Raw genomic sequence first — 18,862 nt, forward strand, 5'->3', positions numbered from 1 at the left:
CCGCCGCCGTGGTGGCCACCGGGCGTTCGGACTTCCCCAACCAGATCAACAACGTGCTGGTCTTCCCCGGCGTCTTCCGCGGCCTGCTCGACGCCCAGTCCCGCACCGTCAACACCGACATGATGCTCGCCGCCGCCCGCGCCCTGGCCGACGTCGTCGCCGAGGACGAACTCAACGCCAACTACATCATCCCCAGCGTCTTCAACGCGAAGGCGACGGAAGCCGTGGCCTCGGCGGTCAAGCGCGCGGCGCTGGCCGCCGCCCGCCAGGAGCGCTGACGCGCCAGGACGGCTACCCGCCCCGGCCCTCCCCACGGGGGGCCGGGGCGGAGACGTGCTCGGGCACGTCGTGGATCTGCTGTTCGAGCGCGGCGGCACGGGCCTCCATGGGCCCCGCCATATAGGCGAGGATGCAGGCCGAGGCGATGAACGCCAGGTGGATCGTCGTGCCCCAGACCAGTTCCTGGCGCGGGGTGTTGTGGATGTTGACGAACATCTGGAGCAGGTGGATCGAGGAGATGCCCACGATCGCCATGGCGAGCTTGACCTTCAGCACATTGGAGTTGACGTGCGACAGCCACTCCGGCTGATCGCGGTGCCCTTGAAGACCGATGCGGGAGACGAACGTCTCGTATCCGCCGACGATCACCATGATCAGCAGGTTGGCGATCATCACGACGTCGACGAGCTTGAGGACGCCGAGCATCACCAGGTTCTCGTCCGACTGGCCGCTGACCACCCCATGCACCAGGCTCCGCAACTCGCCGAAGAACTCGTACACGTACACGGCCTGCGCGGCCACCAGCCCGAAGTACAGGGGCGCCTGCAGCCACCGGGTGGCGAACAGGGCGTAGCCCAGCGACGGCAACGCACCGTCACCGGGCCCGGCGATCCCGGCACGGTACTTGTCACGCACGCCCACCCCGGCCTCCGTCCCGCCACCGCCCTCGGAGCAGCCATGCCCGCGGGGCGCTTCCCGCAGACGACCGACGGGGTATTCCCCTCATGTGGGTGATGGCCATGACGGGGTACGGGCAACGCGGGTGGTCGTGCTGGGCGAGTTCCGTGCGGACCGGCTGGTGCCCAGGCTGCGGCGGGCCGGTGCCGAGGTCGTCGTCCTGGGGTTCGCGGGGCTCGACGGGTTCCTGGGGCCCGGCGTGGTGTGCGGCAGGCTGCCCACCGCCCTGAGCGGGCCGATTCTGCTGCGGCTGCTCGACGACCACGACGCGGACGTCGCCGTCCCCAACATGGGCTGCCCCGGGCAGGAGCAGTTCCTGCCCGTCTACGCCCGCGCCCGCTCCCTGCTGCGCGGTACGGCCCGCCGTGTCCACGCCCACTCGGAGGAGTTCGCGGTGCTGGCGAGCGACAAGGTGGTCCTGCACCGGACGGCGGAGCGGCGGGGCTGGCCCGTGCCGCGCGGCGTGGTCTGCGCGCGGGCGGAGGCGGTGCGCGCCGCCGGGCGGGCTCTGGGGTTCCCCGTCCTGGTGAAGGAGGCCCGCAGCGAGTTCCACGCGGGGCGGCACTTCGTGCGGGACGAGGAATGGCTGGACCGGGTGTGCGGCGAGGTGACGTATCCGGTGCTCGTCCAGCGGGCGGTGACCGGCGAGGAGTTCGCGGTGGAGCTGCTGTCCCGGCCCGGGCGGACGGTCGCCTGGCCGGTGGCCTCCCTGGGCCGGCTCGACGGCGACTGCGCCCCGGGCAGACGGGTCCGGGTGGCCCCGGCCGCGCTGCCCGACCGGGCGCGTAGGGAACTGACCGCCGTGCTCGGCGACATCGTGGAGACCCACGAGCCCCGCGGACCGTGGCAGATGGACTTCGCCGTCGACGACGACGGCGGGCTCCGGGTGATCGAGCTCAACGGCAGGCTGGGCGGTGTGTCCAATATGAGCCGGGCCGCCACCGGCCTGGACCCGCACGCGGCGTACGCGGACACCGTGCTCGGCGGTGGACCCGCGCGTTGCCCGGAGCCCTGCCGGGTCGCGCTCGAGCTGCCCGTTCGCCCCGGCGTCGTCCTGCCGCCCGCCCCGCCCGGCACCGAGCTGACGCCGTACCCGGGAAACCCCGGCAATCCGGGCCCTGCCCACGGCGGGGTCCAGCGGGCCGTGCTCGGCGTCCCGGCGGGCCTGCCCACGGGGCCGGTGGGCGACTGGCTGCGGGCCCTGCCGCCCGGTGTGCTGCTCAACGCCCCGGAGGAGGCGGTCGCTCAGCTCGCCCGGTCGGTCAGGCGAGGAGGTTCGTGATGAGTTTGCGCACCCGGCCCTCCACGACCGGCAGGACGCCATGGACCAGCTGCGTTCCGTAGACGACGGTGGTTCCGGGCGGCGGGCTGCAGGTCCAGCGGGTGCGGGGGAGGGAATCGAGCTTCACCGGGCCGGTACGGGCGGTGATCTCGTGGACGAAGCGGGTGCCGGGCGCGGGGCCCCCGGCGCCGGTGGTGGTGGCGTCGCTCCACAGGGCGTCGGCGGAGCTGGTGTCCAGATAGAACTCGCCGCCGCTGTCGGCGTCCTGGAGGTTGAAGGCGACCCGGGCGATCCGCTGGGGGCGCGCCTCCGGGTCGCCGACGCCGTGGACGTGGGAGCGGATCCTGTCGCCGGGTCCGAGGTCGTGGTAGAGCCAGGGGTCGGTGCCCGTCGCGGACGGGAAGGCCCGGCGCAGGGCGGGGAGCGCGCGCCGCATGGCCCGGTCCAGGATCGCCTGGGCCGCTTCGGGCGGGGTCGTCCCCTCGCTGGGGCGTGCGGGGACCCAGCCGGTGACGGCGAGGTGGTCGTCCAGGATCTTGGTGAGCTCGTCGGTCTCCTCGGGGGTGAGGAAGCCCTCTACGGTCTGTACGGCCAGGGTCTCGGTCATGTGGATCACGAACGGACTCCTCTCACGGCATCCGGCGCGACTCCCCCACATTGCAGTGCGGGGCCGGGCGTCTGCCAAGCCCGCCGCCCGGACATCCTTGACGGCCCGTCCGAACGCGCCGAATGGTGGAGGGGTGACGTCCCTGAGCACAGACACGGACACCGATGTGCTCGTCGTCGGCGCCGGGCCGACCGGGCTGCTGCTCGCCTGCGAGCTGGCGCTGGCCGGGGTGCGCACGGTGGTGGCCGAGCGGCGCGACGCGCCCCACCGCGAGTCACGGGCGCTCAATCTGCATCCCCGCGGCATCGAGCTGATGGACATGCGGGGCCTGGCCGACCGGTTCCTCGCACGCGGCCGGACCGTGCCCGGCTGGCAGTTCGCCGCGACACTCCCCCGCCGGCTCGACTTCACCACCCTGGACACCCGCCACCCCTACGCGCTGCTGCTGGCCCAGGCCCGTACCGAGGCGCTCCTGGAGGAACGGGCACGTGAGCTGGGCGCACGCGTCCACCGCGGGTACCGGGCCGTCGCCCTGCGGCAGTCCGCGACGGGTGTCGAGACGGAGCTGCGCGGGCCGGGCGGCAGGGTGGTCACCGTGCGAGCGGGTTATGTGGCCGGGTGCGACGGCGGGCGCGGCTTCGTCCGGGAGGCGGCGGGCATCGGCTTTCCCGGCACGCGGGAGTCGATGACGGCCGTGGTGGGCGACTTCGCGGTGGCGGATCACGCGCACAACGAGCGGGCACGGCGGCACGGGGTGCTCGTCGCCCGGCTGGAGGAGGGGCTGACGCGGTTCGTCGTCATGGACCCGCTCCGCATCAGGGTGCCCTCCACGGAGCCGGTGACCTTGGCGGAGTTCCGTACGTCGCTGTCGCGCGTGTGCGGGACCGACTGCGGTGTCGGCGAGCCCCGGTGGCTGTCGCGGTTCGGCAACGCCACCCGGCTCGCCGAGTCCTACCGCCGGGGGCGGATCCTGCTGGCGGGCGACGCCGCCCATGTCCACTTCCCCGTCGGGGCCCAGGGTCTGAACACCGGGCTCCAGGACGCGATGAACCTCGGCTGGAAGCTCGCCGCCACCGTCCGGGGCTGGGCGTCCCCGGGCCTGCTGGACACCTACCACGCCGAGCGCCACCCCGTGGGGCGGGCCGTCACCGACGGCACCCGGGCCCAGACCCTGCTGGTGGAGCTTCCCCTGACCGAGGAGTACGGGCGGCCGGCGGCACTCCTGTGCGAGCTGCTCGACACGCTCCTGGGCATGCCGGAGGTCAACCGTCACCTGGCGGGCCGGATCTCCGCCCTCGACACCGGCTATCCGCCCACGGCCCCGGACGCCGATCCGCTGACTGGACGCCGCATGCCCGACATCGGTCTCACCACGCCGGCGGCCCCGCGCCCCACCCGTGTGTACGAGCTGCTCCGCGACGGCCGCTTCGTCCTGCTGCGCCTGGGCCGGGGCGGTGGAACGGAACCGCCCACGGCCGGTGGCCGTGTCCGCGTGGTCACGGCCACTTCGTACGACGACCGCCGGGATCTCGACGGTGTCCGGGAGGTCCTCGTCCGGCCCGACGGCCATATCGCGTGGGCCGGCCGCGCGTCCGGCCCCGGCGCCCTCGCGGCCGGGCGTTCCCGGGCCCTGGCCGCGTGGGCCGGGCCCGGGAACGGGTCAGCTCATCAGGCCTCCACTCCGTAGTACTGGGCGAGGAAGCCGGTGATGTCGGCCGTGTGCGGGCTCAGCTCGGGCAGGTGCGTGGCGAGGGCGGTGCGCACGGCCTCGGTGAGCTCGGCCAGGCTCGTGGCCGCGCCCTTGACGTACGGGTCGAGGCGGCGGACGAGCTCGTAGTTGCTCTCCACGTCGAGCTGCCGCATGGCCCGCTCCAGCGGCGGGGCCTCGGCCCCGGCCACCGGCGGCAGCAGCCGGCTGACGAACGTGACGCGGTGCATCACGCGCCAGCACGGCGGCTTGCGGTCCGACTGGCGGGCCTGGCGCAGGGCGGCGGCGTTGGGGTCGGTGCCGTTCTCCAGCCAGGTGGGGTCGACGACCTTGTGGAAGAAGGTGTCGAAGTGCTCGGTGTCCTCGCCCAGGTAGAAGCTGAGGAACCGGTAGGCGTCCACCTTGCCGGGCGCGTTGACGGGCTTGCCGTCGGCGTCGAAGACGGGCTTGCGGTTGGCGTCGTACTGCTGGAGGTTGCCCGAGGGGGCGCACTGGACGCCGAGGCCGAAGGAGCGGGTGGCCTCCTTGCCCCGGGCCCGGGTGACGGACATGCCGCCGCCGACGGCCGCGTCGAGCTGGGCGTTGACGCCGACGCCCATGATGTCGAAGGACGTGCCGACGGACGCGCCCACCGAGCCGGACAGCGAGTACGAGCCGGAGGTCGTCTCGCTGACGGCGTCGGTGGTCTCGGTGGTCTCGGCGAAGAATCCGCCGTCGGCCGTCCAGACGTAGGTGTTGACCAGGTCGCGCCGGGAGAAGCCGTCGCCGGTGGTGTTGCCGGCGGTGTCCCGGCCCTTGCCCGGCGCGGTGTCGCCGCCGATCGCGCCGCCCAGTACCCGGCCCGCCCGCTCGGCGGTGGGGTCGGGGGCGTGGGTCTCGGTCGACACGGACTCGTAGTAGCCGCGCAGCCGCTGCTGCTCGCGCTGGATGCGCCGCTTGACGGCGTAGGCCTCGCGCGGCTTGTAGTAGCTGTACTCGCCGTGGTCGCGGGCGCCCGCGTAGTCGGGGTCGAGGACCTTGCCGCGCTCGTCGTAGCCGATCGTGCCGTCCAGCGTGCCCTGCTTGGTGTAGCGGGGGTTGATGGGGAAGGGGACGACGTTCCAGTCCTTGGGGATGTCGGGGTTGGGCTGGATGCGGTAGGCGACGAGGGAGCCGCTGTGCGCGAGGCGCAGCGCGAAGACGTCGGCGGTCTGGGACTGGACGAGCGCGAAGCCCATGTTGGAGGGCACATAGCGGCGGCCCACCGCCGCGTTGAGGGGCCCGCGCGGGTCCTCCCAGCTGCCGGCCAGCTCGACCTTCATGGCGCGGGAGGTGTTCTCGCCCTGCGAGACGGCGGTCTCGTCGGCCCAGCTGTTGGAGAACTCCAGGCTGCCGCGCACGCCCACCGACACCTTGGCCTTGGCCATGGACTTGGCGACGCCGAAGCCCAGCGGTGCGGCGATCATCCACATGTCGACGTCGACCTCGTTGGAGAGGGCGAAGCTGAACGCCGCGTCGACGCTGCGCTCCTTGGCCGACGACAGCGAGTGGACGACCTGCTCGGCCTGGGTGAACTCCACCGACGCCACCCCGTCGTAGGTGGCGCGGTCGGGGTCGACGGTGTTGGGGGTGAGGTTCTCCGACGGCACCGGGGGCGCGCCCTCGATGTAGCCGACGAGCTGGGGGTCGAACTGCACCTGGCTGACCCACTCGCTGACCAGGTCGCCGACCTTGTAGCCGGTGACCAGGTGCCAGCGGCCGTCGCGGAGATAGCCGTACGCGCGCTTGAGCACGCCGAAGGCATCGCCCTTGGCGGTGTACTGCATGTCCGCGTACTCGGCGACGGCGGGCGAGCCGGAGACCGTCTCGTGGAAGGGGGTGCGCATGGCGGCCAGGGCCGAGCGGACCTGGGCGGTGTCGCTGGAGACGGGCGCGGTGGACAGGACGGCGGCGGGGCGGCGGGAGGCGGCGGCCAGGGTGAGGTCGTTGCCGCGCAGGCCCTCGTCGCGGACCAGGCCGGCGCTCTCGTCGGTGGAGGCGCGGTCGAAGGACCAGTAGGCGATCAGGTCCTCCTTCTCGCCCTTGAGGCGGGTGAAGAGGTTGTCGAGGACCTGCTCCTGGGTGCGGGCGGTGCGCCAGACGCGGACCTCCTCCAGGATGCCGTGGAAGGGCTGGGTGACCTGGCCGTCCTTGAGGCGGGCGCCGAGGGAGAGCTGGGTGTCGCCGTAGTCGGTGAAGTCGGTGAAGTCCTTGCCGTCGAGGGGGTCGCAGGCCACGGAGACGCCGTTGCGGTAGATCCGGAAGGCGCTGCCGCGCGGGTCGGGGTTGCGGGTCCAGCGGGCGCCGCGCAGCCGGGCGGGGTGCGAGCCGGTGGTGTCGGCGGCGGTGTTGCCGGCGTTCTCCTCGAAGCGCCACTGGGCGGTCAGGCCGCGGTCGCGGGCGGAGACGGGCGTGCCGAGCCGCGCGGTGTCACGGGCGAGGCCCCACAGCCGGACCTCGGCGACGACACCGGTGAAGGAGTGGACGTCCAGGCCCGTGCGGGCCCGGCCGATGTCCAGGGTGCCGGTGTTGCCCTTGGCGCCGGGCCCCTCGTAGCGGAAGGTGCCGGCCTCGCGGCCGTCGATGAAGAAGCGGATGTCCTGCCACTCCTGGATGTCGACGGACTCCACGAGCTCGACGGTCTGCTTGACGGGCTTGCCGTCGGCGCCCGTCGCGGTGATCTCCTTGTTGCCCTTGCGTTCCTGCGTGGACCGGCCGCTCTTGCGGACGACGGCGAGGCGGTGGAACGTTCCGGCGGCGACGGCCTCGGTGGAGGTGAAGCGCACGAGGCGGCCGTCCGGCTCCTCGAAGCCGAACTCCAGCTTTCCGTCGGGCAGGACGAGCAGCCGGTACGGGACGCTGCCGCCGGAGCCGTCGGCGGTGCGGCCCTTGGAGAGCAGGCCCTGCGTCGCGCCGAGGGCGGCGACGCGGCAGAAGACCTCGACGGTGAGGTCGTCGGCGATGTCGAGCGCGTCGTTGTCGGGCGCCTCCAGGTACGCGCCGTCGGAGAGCTCGACGGCCCAGGACTGCTCGTAGGCGGCGGCGAGGTGGGTCCACTCGTGCGGGGCGAAGGTGTCACGGGTGGCCACCAGCCGGTCGCCGGCCCCGGCGACGATCCGGTACGACGTGTCCGCGGCCTGGTCGAGCGCGGCGGGCGCGGTCGTGGTGGTGACGCCGCCGCGCAGGTAGACGTGCCGGTCCTGGCCGGAGCGGTCCAGGACGCCGGGCTTGCCGCCCACCTGGGCGAGCGGGTCGGCGCCGGGCCAGTAGCCCATCAGGCCGGACTCCTTGCCGGTCAGCCGCCGGTTCTTCAGCTCCCGGATCCCGGCGGCGGTGCGGGCGGTGCCCCAGAGCCGGACCTCGTCCATCTCGACGGCGGCGTAGTCGGGCACCCAGCCGCCGAAGTGGCTGCCGAAGCTGAAGAGCCCGTCTCCCTGGTACGCGGCGGAGGCGGTGCGCCGGATCTCCTCGACGCCGTCCCGGTAGATCACCTGTTCGCGGGTGGTCGCGTCGAAGGTGCAGGCCCAGTGGTGCCAGTCGGTCTCGGCGTACCCGTAGTCGGTGGTGAGGTCGTCGCCGTAGAAGGCGAACGTGAAGGCGCTGCCCTCGCGCCAGCCGATGTGCAGGGCGCCCCTGGTGCTGCCGTGCGACGTGCCGTGGCCGACGACGTACTGCGCCTTGCCGTTCCATTCCGTGGTGCGCCGGGCCCAGAACTCCACCGTGAAGGACTGGCCCGCGAGGCTGAAGCCCTTCTCGGTCATGGCCACGCCGCTCTTGCCGTCGAAGGACAGGGCGGGCACGACGGTCGCCGCCGGGGCTAGCAGACCCAGGGTGTACGGGACGTCGCCGGTGCCGGCGTGGACGATCCTGGCCGCGCCGGACACCGTCTCGGGGTTGACCCACGCCTCCAGCGTCAGGTCGCGGGCCACAGCCACCCGGTCCAGCCGCTCCTGCGGCAGGGTGAGGACGTTCTGCCGCCCGTCGAAGGAGTACGCCCGGCCCGGCTTGTCGGCACGCCAGCGGCAGCCGTGCCCGGCGACGAGGTCCGAGACCTCGCCGAGCGGGACCTCCCGGGCGGTGCCCGGGTCGGCCAGCACCAGCCGGGAGCCCGCGGAGAGCGGGACGCCGGGGCGGTTGGAGGAGGCGCGGCGGTGGTCGTGGCGCAGCCGCTGGACGGGCTCGCCCGGCTGCGGCTCGGGGCCGCCCTCGCCGGCGTCCAGCAGGAGCCTCGCGGCTCCCGGCGCGTAGCCGGCCCCCGTGAGGTAGAGGTGGCCGCCGATGGTCACGGGTGTACCGGCGGGCAGGGAGACGGAGAGGGGTTCGGCGAGCCGGAGCTCACCGCCGACCACGTCGCCGGCCTTGCCGCCGGACAGGAGTCGGCTGGTCGCGTCGAACGACTTCACCACGCCGATCGTGACGGGCTCCTCCGGGGCCCCGTTGACGATCGCGGCGAAGTCGGCCGCGTGGCGCGGCAGCCCCCGCCAGGTCTCGCGCTCCTCGCCCCGCTCGATGGTCACGTCGCACAGGCCGGGTCCGTCACCGGCGGTGACGCGGATCGTCACCGATCCCAGCCCGGTGCCGGAGTCGCGGGCGGTAAAGGTGACCGCTTGACCGTCGCCCGCCGTCAGCCTGCGGGAGGAGCGCAGGACCGTGGTGTCGTAGTAGGTGGCGAAGAACTGTCCGTTGGTGCCGCGGAAGTACAGCACGACGTTGCCGGTGGCGCTGTCCAGCAGATACGGCCGGTCGGCCGAGCGGGCGAAGGCCAGCAGTGCGCCGGAGGCGCTCAGACCGGTGCGGTCGAGGGAGAGCCGGGGTACGGGCAGCGCGATGTCGTCGGCGCCCTTGAGGCCGCCGGTGAGACGGGCGAGCTCGTCGCGCTTGGCCGTCAGCTCGGCCTGGCCGGCCTCGATCTCGCGGCGGCGGCGCTCCAGCAGATCGCGTTTGGGGCGGAGCTCGGCGAGCTGGGCGTCGAGGGCCTCCACGCGCTTGGCCGCGTCACGGAAGGCGGAGCCGGAGAGGTCGTGGAGGGCGACGCGCTCGATGACGAACAGTCCCTCGCCGGACTCGGTGACCGCGGCCGGGTCGTACTGGACGACGCGGTCGCCGAGCCGGTCGGGGGCGCAGACCGCCTTGCCGCTGTACCGGTTGACGACGGTGCTGAAGCCGTCGCCGCGCTCCTGGACGTGGAAGTGGGTGTTCCAGGCGCCGGCCTGCCGCTGCCACACGATCAGGGGCGCGTCGTCGTCCCGGCGCTCACCGGCGACGTTCATGTCCTTGCCGGTGTGCGGATTGTGCAGGAGGTAGGGCACGGGGCCGCTCCAGGAGATCCCCGGGGGCATCATGACGGCCCACAGCGCCGACTTCGCCTCCTTGTCGGAGGTCCTGATCAGCGGCGGTTCGCTCCCCGCGCCGTCGTCCTTCACCGCGAGGTACTGCGGCTTGCCGTCCCGGGTGTTCTTGAAGCGGAGACGGCACGTCCAGCCGTCGATCTCCTGCCACTTGGCGTAGAACGCCTCGCGGAGCCGCTCCAGCTCCGGCACATCGGTGGTCTGCCGGGCGAGGTCGGCGACCTCGGTCTCCTTGGCGGCGATGTCCTGGACGAGCTCCCGTATCCGGGCGTCCAGCTCGCTGATCGTCTCGACGTCGGAGCTGCCCTCCGGCGCGGCCAGCACCGGCAGCGCCAGCTCGTCCGGCACCTGGGCGAGGCGTCCGTCGCGTCCGACGCCGAAGTCGACGGTGGCGAGGTACGCGTCCTCGGTCTCCGCGCCCGTCCTCGGGTCGGGTCCGGCCGTGGCGTACGACAGCAGGACGCGGGCCTGCCGCTTGGCGGGCTTGGGCTCCTGGCCGTAGCCCGTGGTGGTCTCCTCCTGCTGGTGGTAGAGGACGGCGGAGAGCCCCGAGACGGTCTTGCGGCCGGCGACGGCGAAGCTGTCGCGGCGCACGCCGGGGTGGTCGCCGATGGGGGCCTCGGAGGTCACCCACTTCGGGCCGCCGATGAGTTCGCCGTGGCGGGCGTGGTCGGTCTGGTCGTGGAGGCGGGTGCCGGAGCCCTCGTCGAAGCGGTAGTAGGCGACGAGCCCGGGGTCGTTGCCGATGAGGCGCACGCTCCTGTCGCGCTTGAGTTCGTCGGCGGTGCGGGCGCGGTCCCAGATCCGTACCTCGTCCAGCTCGGCGCGGGCGCCCTGGGCGAGAGCGCGGCCGAGCAGCAGGGCGCCGGTGCCGGTGTAGCCGCCGCCCGTGGTGCGGCTGCCGACGGCCTCGCCGTCGCGGTAGACCGTCTGGCGGCGGGCGGTGTCCTCGTAGACGCAGGCCCAGTGGTGCCAGGCGGTGTCCTCGGTCCGTACGTCGGCGTTGAGGTCCTCGGCGTAGAAGGCGAAGGTGAACCGGTTGTCCTCGCGGAAGCCGATGTGGAGGGAGTTCCTCGGGCTGCCGGCCTCGTCGCCGTGGCCGAGGAGGAACTCCTGGCGGCCGTGGGTGGTGCGCCGCGCCCAGAACTCCACGGTGAAGTCGCGCCCCGCCAGCTCGGGTCCCTGCGGTATTCGCACGTGGGCGTCGCCCTCGCCAAAGACCAGCGCTGTCTCGGTGTGGCCCTCGGTGCTGACGACGGGTATCAGGGGCAGGCCGGTGAACGGGCAGGTGCCGGGGCCCGGTTCGTAGACGGCGTTCCGGTGGGCGGGGTCGGGGCTGGTCCATGCCTGGGTGCCCTGGAGGTTGAACAGGCCGTCCTTGCCCTGCTCGATGTTGAAGGAGTCGACGCGGCCCGTGACGTCGTTGTGCGCGAAGATCTGCCAGCGCTGCTGTCCGTGGACGGCGGTGGGGACGAGCAGGGCGGTGAAGCGCCCGCCGGAGAGGTGGCGGACGAACGACAGCTCCTGCGTGGGCTCGTGGAAGGGGCGGCCTTCCATGTCGGTCGTGCCCAGGCTGTCCTTGGCCGAGTCGGGCCGGGTCCGGTGGCGGCTGCGGCGGTAGCGGGCCTCCAGGACGGGCTTGAGCTCGCCGCCGACGAGTAAGAACCGGTCGCACAGGAGGGTGTCGGCGACGAGGGGCACCTTGGCTCCGGCGGCGTCCTTGACGTAGTCCGCGCGGTCCGGGTCGCCGGAGGAGGCCCCGCCGGTCAGCTTGTGGACGGCGTCGGGGTGTTCGGCGGCGACGGACTGGCGCAGGACGACGATGTGGGTGCCGTCGGAGAGGGCGTGGAAGGGGGCCGGGGCGGTGAGCCGGGCGGTCGTGGACAGGAAGGGGTCGGTCTCCTCGGCGTCCAGCCGCTCGCCTGGCGCCGCCTCCACTCTGCCGCCGTTCTTGACGACGGGCAGCGCGGTGGCGCCGACGGCGGCGAAGCCCACGTCCGTGATCTCGGAGGGGAAGCGGAGCGGGAGCGGGTTCTCCGACCAGTAGGCGGCGTCGAGCTCGCCCTTGGCCTCGTCGTGCCGGGCGAGGTCCAGGACGGTGTAGACGAGGCGCCGCCGGTCGTCCATGGCCAGGGCGATGGTGGTGCCCTGGTGGCGAACGGTGGTGGTATGGACGTAGGAACGGTCGCTGTAGACCTTCAGCAGGTGCTGTTCGCCGGACAAGGACACTCCTCGGGAGGGCGTGCGGCAGCGCACGCCGGAAGTCGTGGGACAAAGGGCCGACCGGCCCCTTGCGGCCTGCGCCGCTCCCCCGGGCGTGCGCGGCCGTCACACGATTGACCAGCGGGAATTCCCCGTCAAGGGAGTCATCGCGCCACCATGTCCGGAAACGGCGACCGCCCGGTGCCCGCGAAGTCGTCCTTCGCGGGCACCGGGCGGAACGGTGTCGTCTCAGTGGTCGTGGGGGCCGGGCCGGTGGACGGGGCCGTGGGTGTCCTCGGAGTGTGCCCGCCCGCCCGTGGGGGCGGCGATCTGGAGGAGCGCCTCCTCGTCCTGGTCCTCGCCGAGGTGGTCGACCTGGAGGGTGGCGTGGGTGATGCCGTAGTCCTCGCGCAGCTGGTGCTGGAGGCGGCGGCGCACGGTGTGGCAGTCGCCGCCGGGGGTGACCAGGACGTGGGCCGACAGGGCGGGCTGGCCGGAGGTGATCTGCCAGATGTGGAGGTCGTGGATCTCGACGACCTGGTCGGCGGCGGCCATGCGGTCGCCGACCGCGTCGGGGTCGATGCCGGCGGGGGCCGCCTCCAGGAAGATCCGGCCGGAGGCGCTGATCAGGCCGAAGCCGGCCTTGAGCATGAGGGCGACGACGGCGAGGGTGGCGATGGCGTCGGCGCGGGCGAAGCCGGTGAGCATGACGACGAGTCCGGCGACGGCGGTGCCGATGAAGGCGTAGAGGTCGTTGAGGATGTGCTGGAAGGCGCCCTCGACGTTCAGCGAGCTGCGGTTGGCCTTGGAGATGCACCACGCGGCCGCGATGTTGACGGCGATGCCGGCGAGCGCGGTGAAGAAGACCAGGCCGCCCTCGACGTCGGGCGGGTTGATCAGGCGGCGCACGGCCTCGTAGCCGAGCCAGGCGGCGAGGAGGACGAGCGTGAGGCCGTTGGCCTGGGCGGAGAGTATCTCGGCGCGCTTGAGGCCGTAGGTGTATCCGCCCCGGGCGGGCCGGACCGCCAGCCGCATCGCGATGAGCGCGAGCACGATCGAGGCAGCGTCGGTGAGCATGTGGGCCGCGTCGGAGATCAGAGCCAGGGAGCGGGCGAGGACGCCGATGGTGACCTCGACGGCCATGAACACGGTGATCAGTGTCAGGGCGATGGTCAGCCACCGGCGGTCGGCGTCGGCGGCGACGCCGTGGCTGTGCCCGCCGTGCCCGGAGCCGTGGTCGTGGCTGTGGGCGGGTCCGCCGGGGGCGTGGTCATGGGTATGGGTGTGGCCGGGCACGGTGCCTCCTGGCTGCCTCGTCGGGGGCTTCGCCAGCGAGTGAACAACATGATTCACCGGGTGCGCAAAGGCTGCAACGGCATCGGTTTCCAATACCGTTAACACCCCTCTGACCTGCGGTTTTATCCCGGAGGGGCGAGGTTCCCGATGCAGCTGGTAATCGCTTTCAGAACCATGGAGCAAACACCGTGCCGTGCGCCGGGCGCCCGCGCCGTCACGCCGGGCGCCCGGTGCCTCCGTCAACCCCGGCGGCCGGGCTTGCCGCGCTTGGCGGTCCGGGAGGCGCCGGAGCGGGAGCCGCCGGAGGCGCCCCGGCCCGCCGTCCTGCCACTCGCCGTCTTGCCGGCCGCCGGCTTCCGCCGCTCGGGGCTCTTCTCCTTGCGCTGGTCCTTCGGCTGCTCGGCCGCGCCGGGGCGTCGGCCCCTGGAGCTGTTCACGGTCCGGCCGCGGACGATGCCGATGAAGTCCTCCACCATGTCGGTGGTCCGCTCCTCGGGCCAGGACAGCGCGACGCTCGACTGCGGGGCGTCCGTGACCGTCCGGTACGTGAGGTCCTTGCGGTGGTGCAGCCGGGCGAGCGACTGCGGGACGAGGAGCACGCCCACGTTCGCCGCGACCAGCTCGATGGCGTCGCCCGTCGTGGCGGGGCGCTCGATCGCGGGCCGCCCCGGCAGCCCCTCCCCCCAGTCGAGGGTGTCGTCGAGGGGGTGGAAGACGATCTCGTCGGCCAGGTCCGCCACGGCCACCTCCTCGAACGCCGCGATGAGGTGATCCTTCGGGATCACCACCACCGTGGTCTCGGTGTAGAGGGGGATGGCGCTGAAGTACGCGCGGTCGACGGGCAGCCGGACGAGCCCCGCGTCGGCGTCACCGCGGCGCAGCGCGTCCGGCACGTCGGCGGCGGGCGTCGCGACGAGGTCCAGCGGGGTGTCCGGCAGTCGCTCGTTCCAGATCCGCACCCATTTGGCGGGGGTCGCGCCCGGTACGTAGGCGAGCCGGAACGGGGTAGGGGGTACTTCCGAGCCTGTCACCCGGCCAGGTTACCGGGCGTGGTCTTCGGGGGCGCACACGCTCGATATCCTTGAACCATGACGTCGCACCAGAGCACCCAGACCATGAAGCCCGCGACCGCGGCGAAGAAGCTGGGTGTGTACCTCGAAGCCACCCCCACCGAGTTCCAGGAGGGTGTCGTCACGCGCGACGAGTTCAACGCTCTTCAGGCCGACCCGCCGGAGTGGCTGCGCGAGCTGCGCCAGAACGGCCCGCACCCGCGTCCGGTGGTCGCGGCGAAGCTCGGTGTCTCGATCTCGGGTCTGGCCCGTGGCGGGATCACCGAGGCGCTCACCACGGAGCAGATCGAAGCGCTGAAGGACGAGTCCCCGGAGTGGCTCCAGAAGGAGCGCGCCACCCAGGCCGAGGTCCGCAAGGAGACGGTCCGCATCAAGGAGAAGAACAAGCAGAAGCAGGAGCAGAAGGGCCGCTGACGGTCCTGGTCCATGCCTTCCGGAGGGCGCCCCGGCCGTGTGCCGACGGGCGCCCTCCGCGCTCTCACAGCCAGCTGACGCGAGCGCTGGTGAGGTTCTCCCCGGCCCCGGCCGGCGGGCGGGCCAGCTCTCCCTTGGCCACCCCGTCGAGCAGCCTGCGCACGGCCGCCATGATGTCGGGCGTCGCGCTCCTGAGCTCCGCCGCGTCGTGCGGCCCGGCCTCGTCCGCCGCCACTCCGGCCTCCGCCAGCAGGGCGTCCAGGTCCGTCAGCTTCCCGGCGACCCAGTCCAGGGGCGCGGTCGACAGCTCCTCGTCGAAGACGCGCGCTCCCGGGTTCCAGCCGTCGAACCTCGGGTGGTGGGCGCGGTCCAGGCTGCCGGCCGGGCCGTCCACCGACTCCAGCAGATCGGCCCGCCACAGAGGACGGTCGACGACGATGGGCCGCGCGGCGTAGATGGTTCCCGTCAGGGGCTCTCGCCGGAGCAGCCGGACCTCCAGCCGCACGCCGTGCTCGGCGCCTTCCTGTCCCGGTGTCGGATGGGGGTCGATGAAGTAGAGGTCACTGGCCACCACGCCGATCCGTTCGAACCCAAAGGCGTACAGCACGACTCCTCCTCGGACTGCTCCTGACGATGTTTCAGGTGGATGCGCTCCGGTCAGCGTGCCACGGCGCGGCCCCCGGGGCCATGGCGAGGAAGCCCTCGGCCACCGCGCAGTGCGCCGCGACGCCGACGGCCAGGGCCCGCTCGTCGTGGACCACGCGGTCGGAGTGGTTGTCCGGGGCCGTCCCCGGCACCGCGCCCGGCGGGCACGCGCCGAGGAACGCCATCGCGCCGGGGACGCGGCGCAGCACGTACGAGAAGTCCTCCCCTCCCATGGTGGGGTGGGGAAGGTCGTGCACGGCGGACGGTCCCAGGACGGCGGAGAGCGCGTGCCGGACGCCGGCGGTGAAGGCCGGGTCGTTGCGCACGGGAGGGTAGCCCTCGGGCAGGTCGACCTCGGCGGTCATGGCGTGGGCGGCGGCGACCCCGTGGGCCACCCGGGCGATGCCCTCGCGCACGGCGCGGCGGCTCGCCTCGGAGAGCGTGCGGTAGGTGCCGACCAGTTCGGCGGTCTCCGGGATGACGTTGAACGCGCGGCCCGCCGTGACGGTGGTGATCGTGAGGACGGCCGGTTCGAAGACGTCGACGGTCCGCGTGACCATCGTCTGGAGGGCCTGGACGATCTCGCAGGCGACGGGGACGGGGTCGAGGGCCTTGTGCGGGCCGGCCGCGTGCCCGCCGCGCCCGCGCACGGTGATCCGCACGGAGTCGGCGGCCGCGTACTGGGTGCCGGCCCGGAGGTGGACGGTGCCGGAGGCGTGCCGGGCGTTGATGTGCAGGGCGAACGCCCCGTCGACCGGTGGGCCGTCCGTGCCGCCCAGCACCCCTTCGTCGATCATGTGCTGGGCGCCGCCGCCGAGTTCCTCGGCGGGCTGGAACATGAACACCACGCGCCCCGCCAGCCGTTCCCTGCGGGCCGCGAGCAGGCGCGCCGCCCCGATGAGCATGGCGGTGTGGGTGTCGTGGCCGCACGCGTGCATGACGCCGGGCACCCGGGAGGCGTAGTCGAGGCCGGTGTTCTCCTGCTGGGGCAGCGCGTCCATGTCCGCGCGCAGCAGGACGGTCCCTCCGGGGCGCGCCCCTTCGAGCACGGCCACGACGGAGCTCAGGCTCCGGCCGGTGGTCGTCGTCACGTCCAGGCCGGCGAGCGCGTCCAGGACCGTGCGCTGGGTGCGGGGCAGGTGCGTGCCCAGCTCCGGGTCGCGGTGGATGCGCCGGCGCACGGCCACGACGTCCGGCAGGAGCTCGCGGGCCTCGGCGAGCAGCTCCGGTCCCGGGATCCCGTCCTTCTGACTCATGCGGGCATCGAAACACATCGGAGCCCCCTTGGAAACAAGGGAGTTGACGTGCACCGGGGCGTGCACGGGGGCGTGCGCCGGAGCGTTCCGGTCCCCGGCGGCGGGCCGCCGGGGACCGGGAGGGGCCGGCCGGGGTCAGACGCGGTCGGCGGCGATCAGCAGGTACTGGAAGCTGCCGTCCTTGTACGCGGTCAGGAACGCCTTCTCGATGCCCGTGGCGAGCGGCGACTGGGCGCGCAGCTCCCAGTACGGGATCGTGGCCTCGGTGAGGTCCACGACGGCGGCCGGGACGAGCCGGTTGGCCGCCATCTCCTTGAAGTAGCTGCTGCGCGGGTGGATGTCGCAGATGTAGTGGGCGTTGATCTCGCTGACGGCCCGGGACGGCAGCCCGTAGGTGTCGTTGTAGCAGCCGGTGATGGTCACGTACCGGCCGCCGTGCCGGAGCATCCGCGCGTACTCCGGGAACAGCTGGGAGAGGTCCACGTACATGGTGCTCTCGTTGTTCCAGATGGCCCGGAAGCGGCCGCTCTCGAAGCCGGTGTCCAGCATGTTCTTCAGGTGGAAGCGCACCTTGTCGGACACGCCGTGCTTCTCGGCCTGCTCGTTGGCGAACGCGACCTGCGTCTCCGAGATGGAGACGCCGTCGACGTTACAGCCGAAGCGGCGGTTGGCGACGAGGCTGCCGCCGCCGCGGCCCGACCCGGAGTCCATCAGGCGGTCGTCGGGGGTGACATTGCCGAGGTGGTCGAGCAGCACCTCGGCCTGGGCGCACTCCAGACGGTGGAGCTCGGCGGTGATCCGCTCGTCGCGGGTCTCCTCGGGCCCCTCCAGGACGGACCAGTCGACGTCGCCGACGCCGTAGTGGTGGTGGTAGAAGCCGTCCACCTCGCCGAGCCGGAGATTGACGGGGTTCTTCTCCCGGTTCCAGTAGTCGGCGACGGACCGCTGGTAGGCACTGGCGAGAACCGAGGCGGGGCTGATCTCCTGAATGGTCACCGTGTCTTCTCTTTCCGCTTGCTGATGAACTGGTAAGGATTCACTGGGTAGATGCGCCGTGGTACCGGGGACTGGTCGCGTGCCACTCCTTGCTCCCGCCCATCCAGGCCCACAGCCCGGCGAGATAGCGCCGGAGCTCGGGGGAACCGGCCGCGCTCAGGACGGCGCACTCGGCCTCCACCGTGTGCATCAGCTCGTCGTGGATGCAGGCGGCGCGGTTCACGGCCTCCTGGAGCGAGCAGTTTTCCTCGGCGGCGATGAGGTTGGGCAGATTGGTGTCGGTGGGGTCTTCCTTGGTCATCGAATAAAGGTCGTTGAGCAGCACGTTGGCCGTGCCGGCGTAGAGATACGTGCGGCGTACGCGCGCGTCGGCGAACTCCGCCGCGGGGAGCTCGTAGCCGCCGACGGGGTCGATGAGGACCATGCACGGGTAGAAGGCGTTCTCGTAGCGGTGCAGCAGGTACTCCCACACCGCGGGCCGCCGCCCGGCGCCGCGCCACCCCGCTTCATGGTTGTAGCCCACGAACATCACGGCCAGTTCGTGGCGCAGCCGGGCCACCTGGGTGGGGGTGGCGATGCGCGCCAGGTGGTCGAGGCAGGAGCGGAAGGCGCGCAGGACGGGCTCCTTGCGCACGATGTCCTCGAAGTGCGCCAGATAGCGGGCCGGGAGCCGGACGGGGTCGACGACGGCGTGGGCCATGCCCAGGCGCGGCCCGACCAGTTCGGGGGAGGTGTCCTCCCCTTCGTCGACCCAGTGGTCGTCCACGGCCCATTCGGCGAGCCCGCAGCGGGCGGCGGTCAGGATGCGCTCGGGGTCGTCGGTGTCGGGGTGGGCGAGCATGAACAGCCGCCCGAAGTTGTGGGACCGCAGCCGCTCCAGCCTGCCCTGGAAGATGCCGACCTCCTCGGCCCATTCGACGAGCCGGTTGTTCACCTCCTCGCCGAGGGCGGGGTCGTCGCGCTCGGCGCCGGGGCAGTAGAGCGGCGGTACGCGCACGGAGGGGCCCGAGGCCCCCGAGGCGTCCCCGGAGCCACCGGAGTCCGCGTCCACGGGCTGCTCGGG

Annotated in this window: 13 protein-coding genes; 4 read left to right on the forward strand and 9 right to left on the reverse strand. The window is 72.8% G+C overall.

The features are described 5' to 3' along the window. On the forward strand, positions 1-278 hold a 278-nt coding region (locus K6I33_RS15145), incomplete at its 5' end, for a malic enzyme-like NAD(P)-binding protein (protein ID WP_308297172.1). A gap of 13 nt (positions 279-291) precedes the next feature. Here K6I33_RS15145 and K6I33_RS15150 read toward each other — a convergent pair. After that, a complete protein-coding gene (locus K6I33_RS15150; RefSeq protein WP_229352048.1) occupies positions 292-915 on the reverse strand; it encodes a TIGR00645 family protein in 624 nt (207 codons plus the stop codon). 91 nt (positions 916-1,006) lie between these two features. Between K6I33_RS15150 and K6I33_RS15155 the strand changes: the two genes are divergently transcribed. Then, positions 1,007-2,239 (forward strand): ATP-grasp domain-containing protein, encoded by a 1,233-nt coding sequence (locus K6I33_RS15155; RefSeq protein WP_229352050.1) that lies wholly within the window; start codon positions 1,007-1,009, stop codon positions 2,237-2,239. Here K6I33_RS15155 and K6I33_RS15160 read toward each other — a convergent pair. Continuing rightward, a complete protein-coding gene (locus K6I33_RS15160; protein WP_229352052.1) occupies positions 2,220-2,855 on the reverse strand; it encodes a hypothetical protein in 636 nt (211 codons plus the stop codon). The genes K6I33_RS15155 and K6I33_RS15160 overlap by 20 nt on opposite strands. Positions 2,856-2,979: 124 nt before the next feature. Here K6I33_RS15160 and K6I33_RS15165 point away from each other — a divergent pair, with 124 nt between their 5' ends. Next, positions 2,980-4,533, forward strand: a complete 1,554-nt coding sequence (locus tag K6I33_RS15165; protein ID WP_229352053.1) for an FAD-dependent monooxygenase — start codon at positions 2,980-2,982, stop codon at positions 4,531-4,533. On the opposite strand, the gene K6I33_RS15170 is transcribed toward K6I33_RS15165, so the two are convergent. The 3 genes from K6I33_RS15170 to K6I33_RS15180 form a co-directional block, all read right to left on the reverse strand. Continuing rightward, the gene (locus tag K6I33_RS15170; RefSeq protein WP_229352054.1) at positions 4,515-12,143 is read right to left on the reverse strand and encodes a LamG-like jellyroll fold domain-containing protein; all 7,629 of its coding nucleotides are present in this window, start codon (positions 12,141-12,143) and stop codon (positions 4,515-4,517) included. The two genes, K6I33_RS15165 and K6I33_RS15170, sit on opposite strands and share 19 nt — an antisense overlap. A 228-nt stretch (positions 12,144-12,371) precedes the next feature. Continuing rightward, positions 12,372-13,418: a cation diffusion facilitator family transporter gene (locus K6I33_RS15175; RefSeq protein WP_229352055.1), complete on the reverse strand. Its 1,047-nt coding sequence runs from the start codon at positions 13,416-13,418 to the stop codon at positions 12,372-12,374. A 239-nt stretch (positions 13,419-13,657) separates the two neighbouring features. Continuing rightward, a complete protein-coding gene (locus tag K6I33_RS15180; RefSeq protein WP_229352056.1) occupies positions 13,658-14,449 on the reverse strand; it encodes a LysR family substrate-binding domain-containing protein in 792 nt (263 codons plus the stop codon). A gap of 57 nt (positions 14,450-14,506) precedes the next feature. Between K6I33_RS15180 and K6I33_RS15185 the strand changes: the two genes are divergently transcribed. Beyond that, positions 14,507-14,902 (forward strand): DUF5997 family protein, encoded by a 396-nt coding sequence (locus K6I33_RS15185; RefSeq protein WP_229352057.1) that lies wholly within the window; start codon positions 14,507-14,509, stop codon positions 14,900-14,902. 64 nt (positions 14,903-14,966) lie between these two features. Here the strand turns inward: K6I33_RS15185 and K6I33_RS15190 are convergent, their stop codons facing one another. The 4 genes from K6I33_RS15190 to K6I33_RS15205 all read right to left on the reverse strand — a co-directional run. After that, complete coding sequence (locus K6I33_RS15190) at positions 14,967-15,509, reverse strand: hypothetical protein (RefSeq protein ID WP_229352058.1); 543 nt, start codon at positions 15,507-15,509, stop codon at positions 14,967-14,969. Positions 15,510-15,540: 31 nt separating this feature from the next. Beyond that, positions 15,541-16,803 (reverse strand): M20 family metallopeptidase, encoded by a 1,263-nt coding sequence (locus K6I33_RS15195; RefSeq protein ID WP_229352059.1) that lies wholly within the window; start codon positions 16,801-16,803, stop codon positions 15,541-15,543. 135 nt (positions 16,804-16,938) lie between these two features. Continuing rightward, complete coding sequence (locus K6I33_RS15200; protein ID WP_229352063.1) at positions 16,939-17,799, reverse strand: geranyl diphosphate 2-C-methyltransferase; 861 nt, start codon at positions 17,797-17,799, stop codon at positions 16,939-16,941. Positions 17,800-17,839: 40 nt separating this feature from the next. Beyond that, the coding region (locus K6I33_RS15205) for a family 2 encapsulin nanocompartment cargo protein terpene cyclase (protein ID WP_229352064.1) at positions 17,840-18,862 on the reverse strand (1,023 nt) is incomplete at its 5' end.

The sequence above is a fragment of the Streptomyces sp. UNOB3_S3 genome, assembly GCF_020740895.1.
GTDB lineage: Bacteria > Actinomycetota > Actinomycetes > Streptomycetales > Streptomycetaceae > Streptomyces.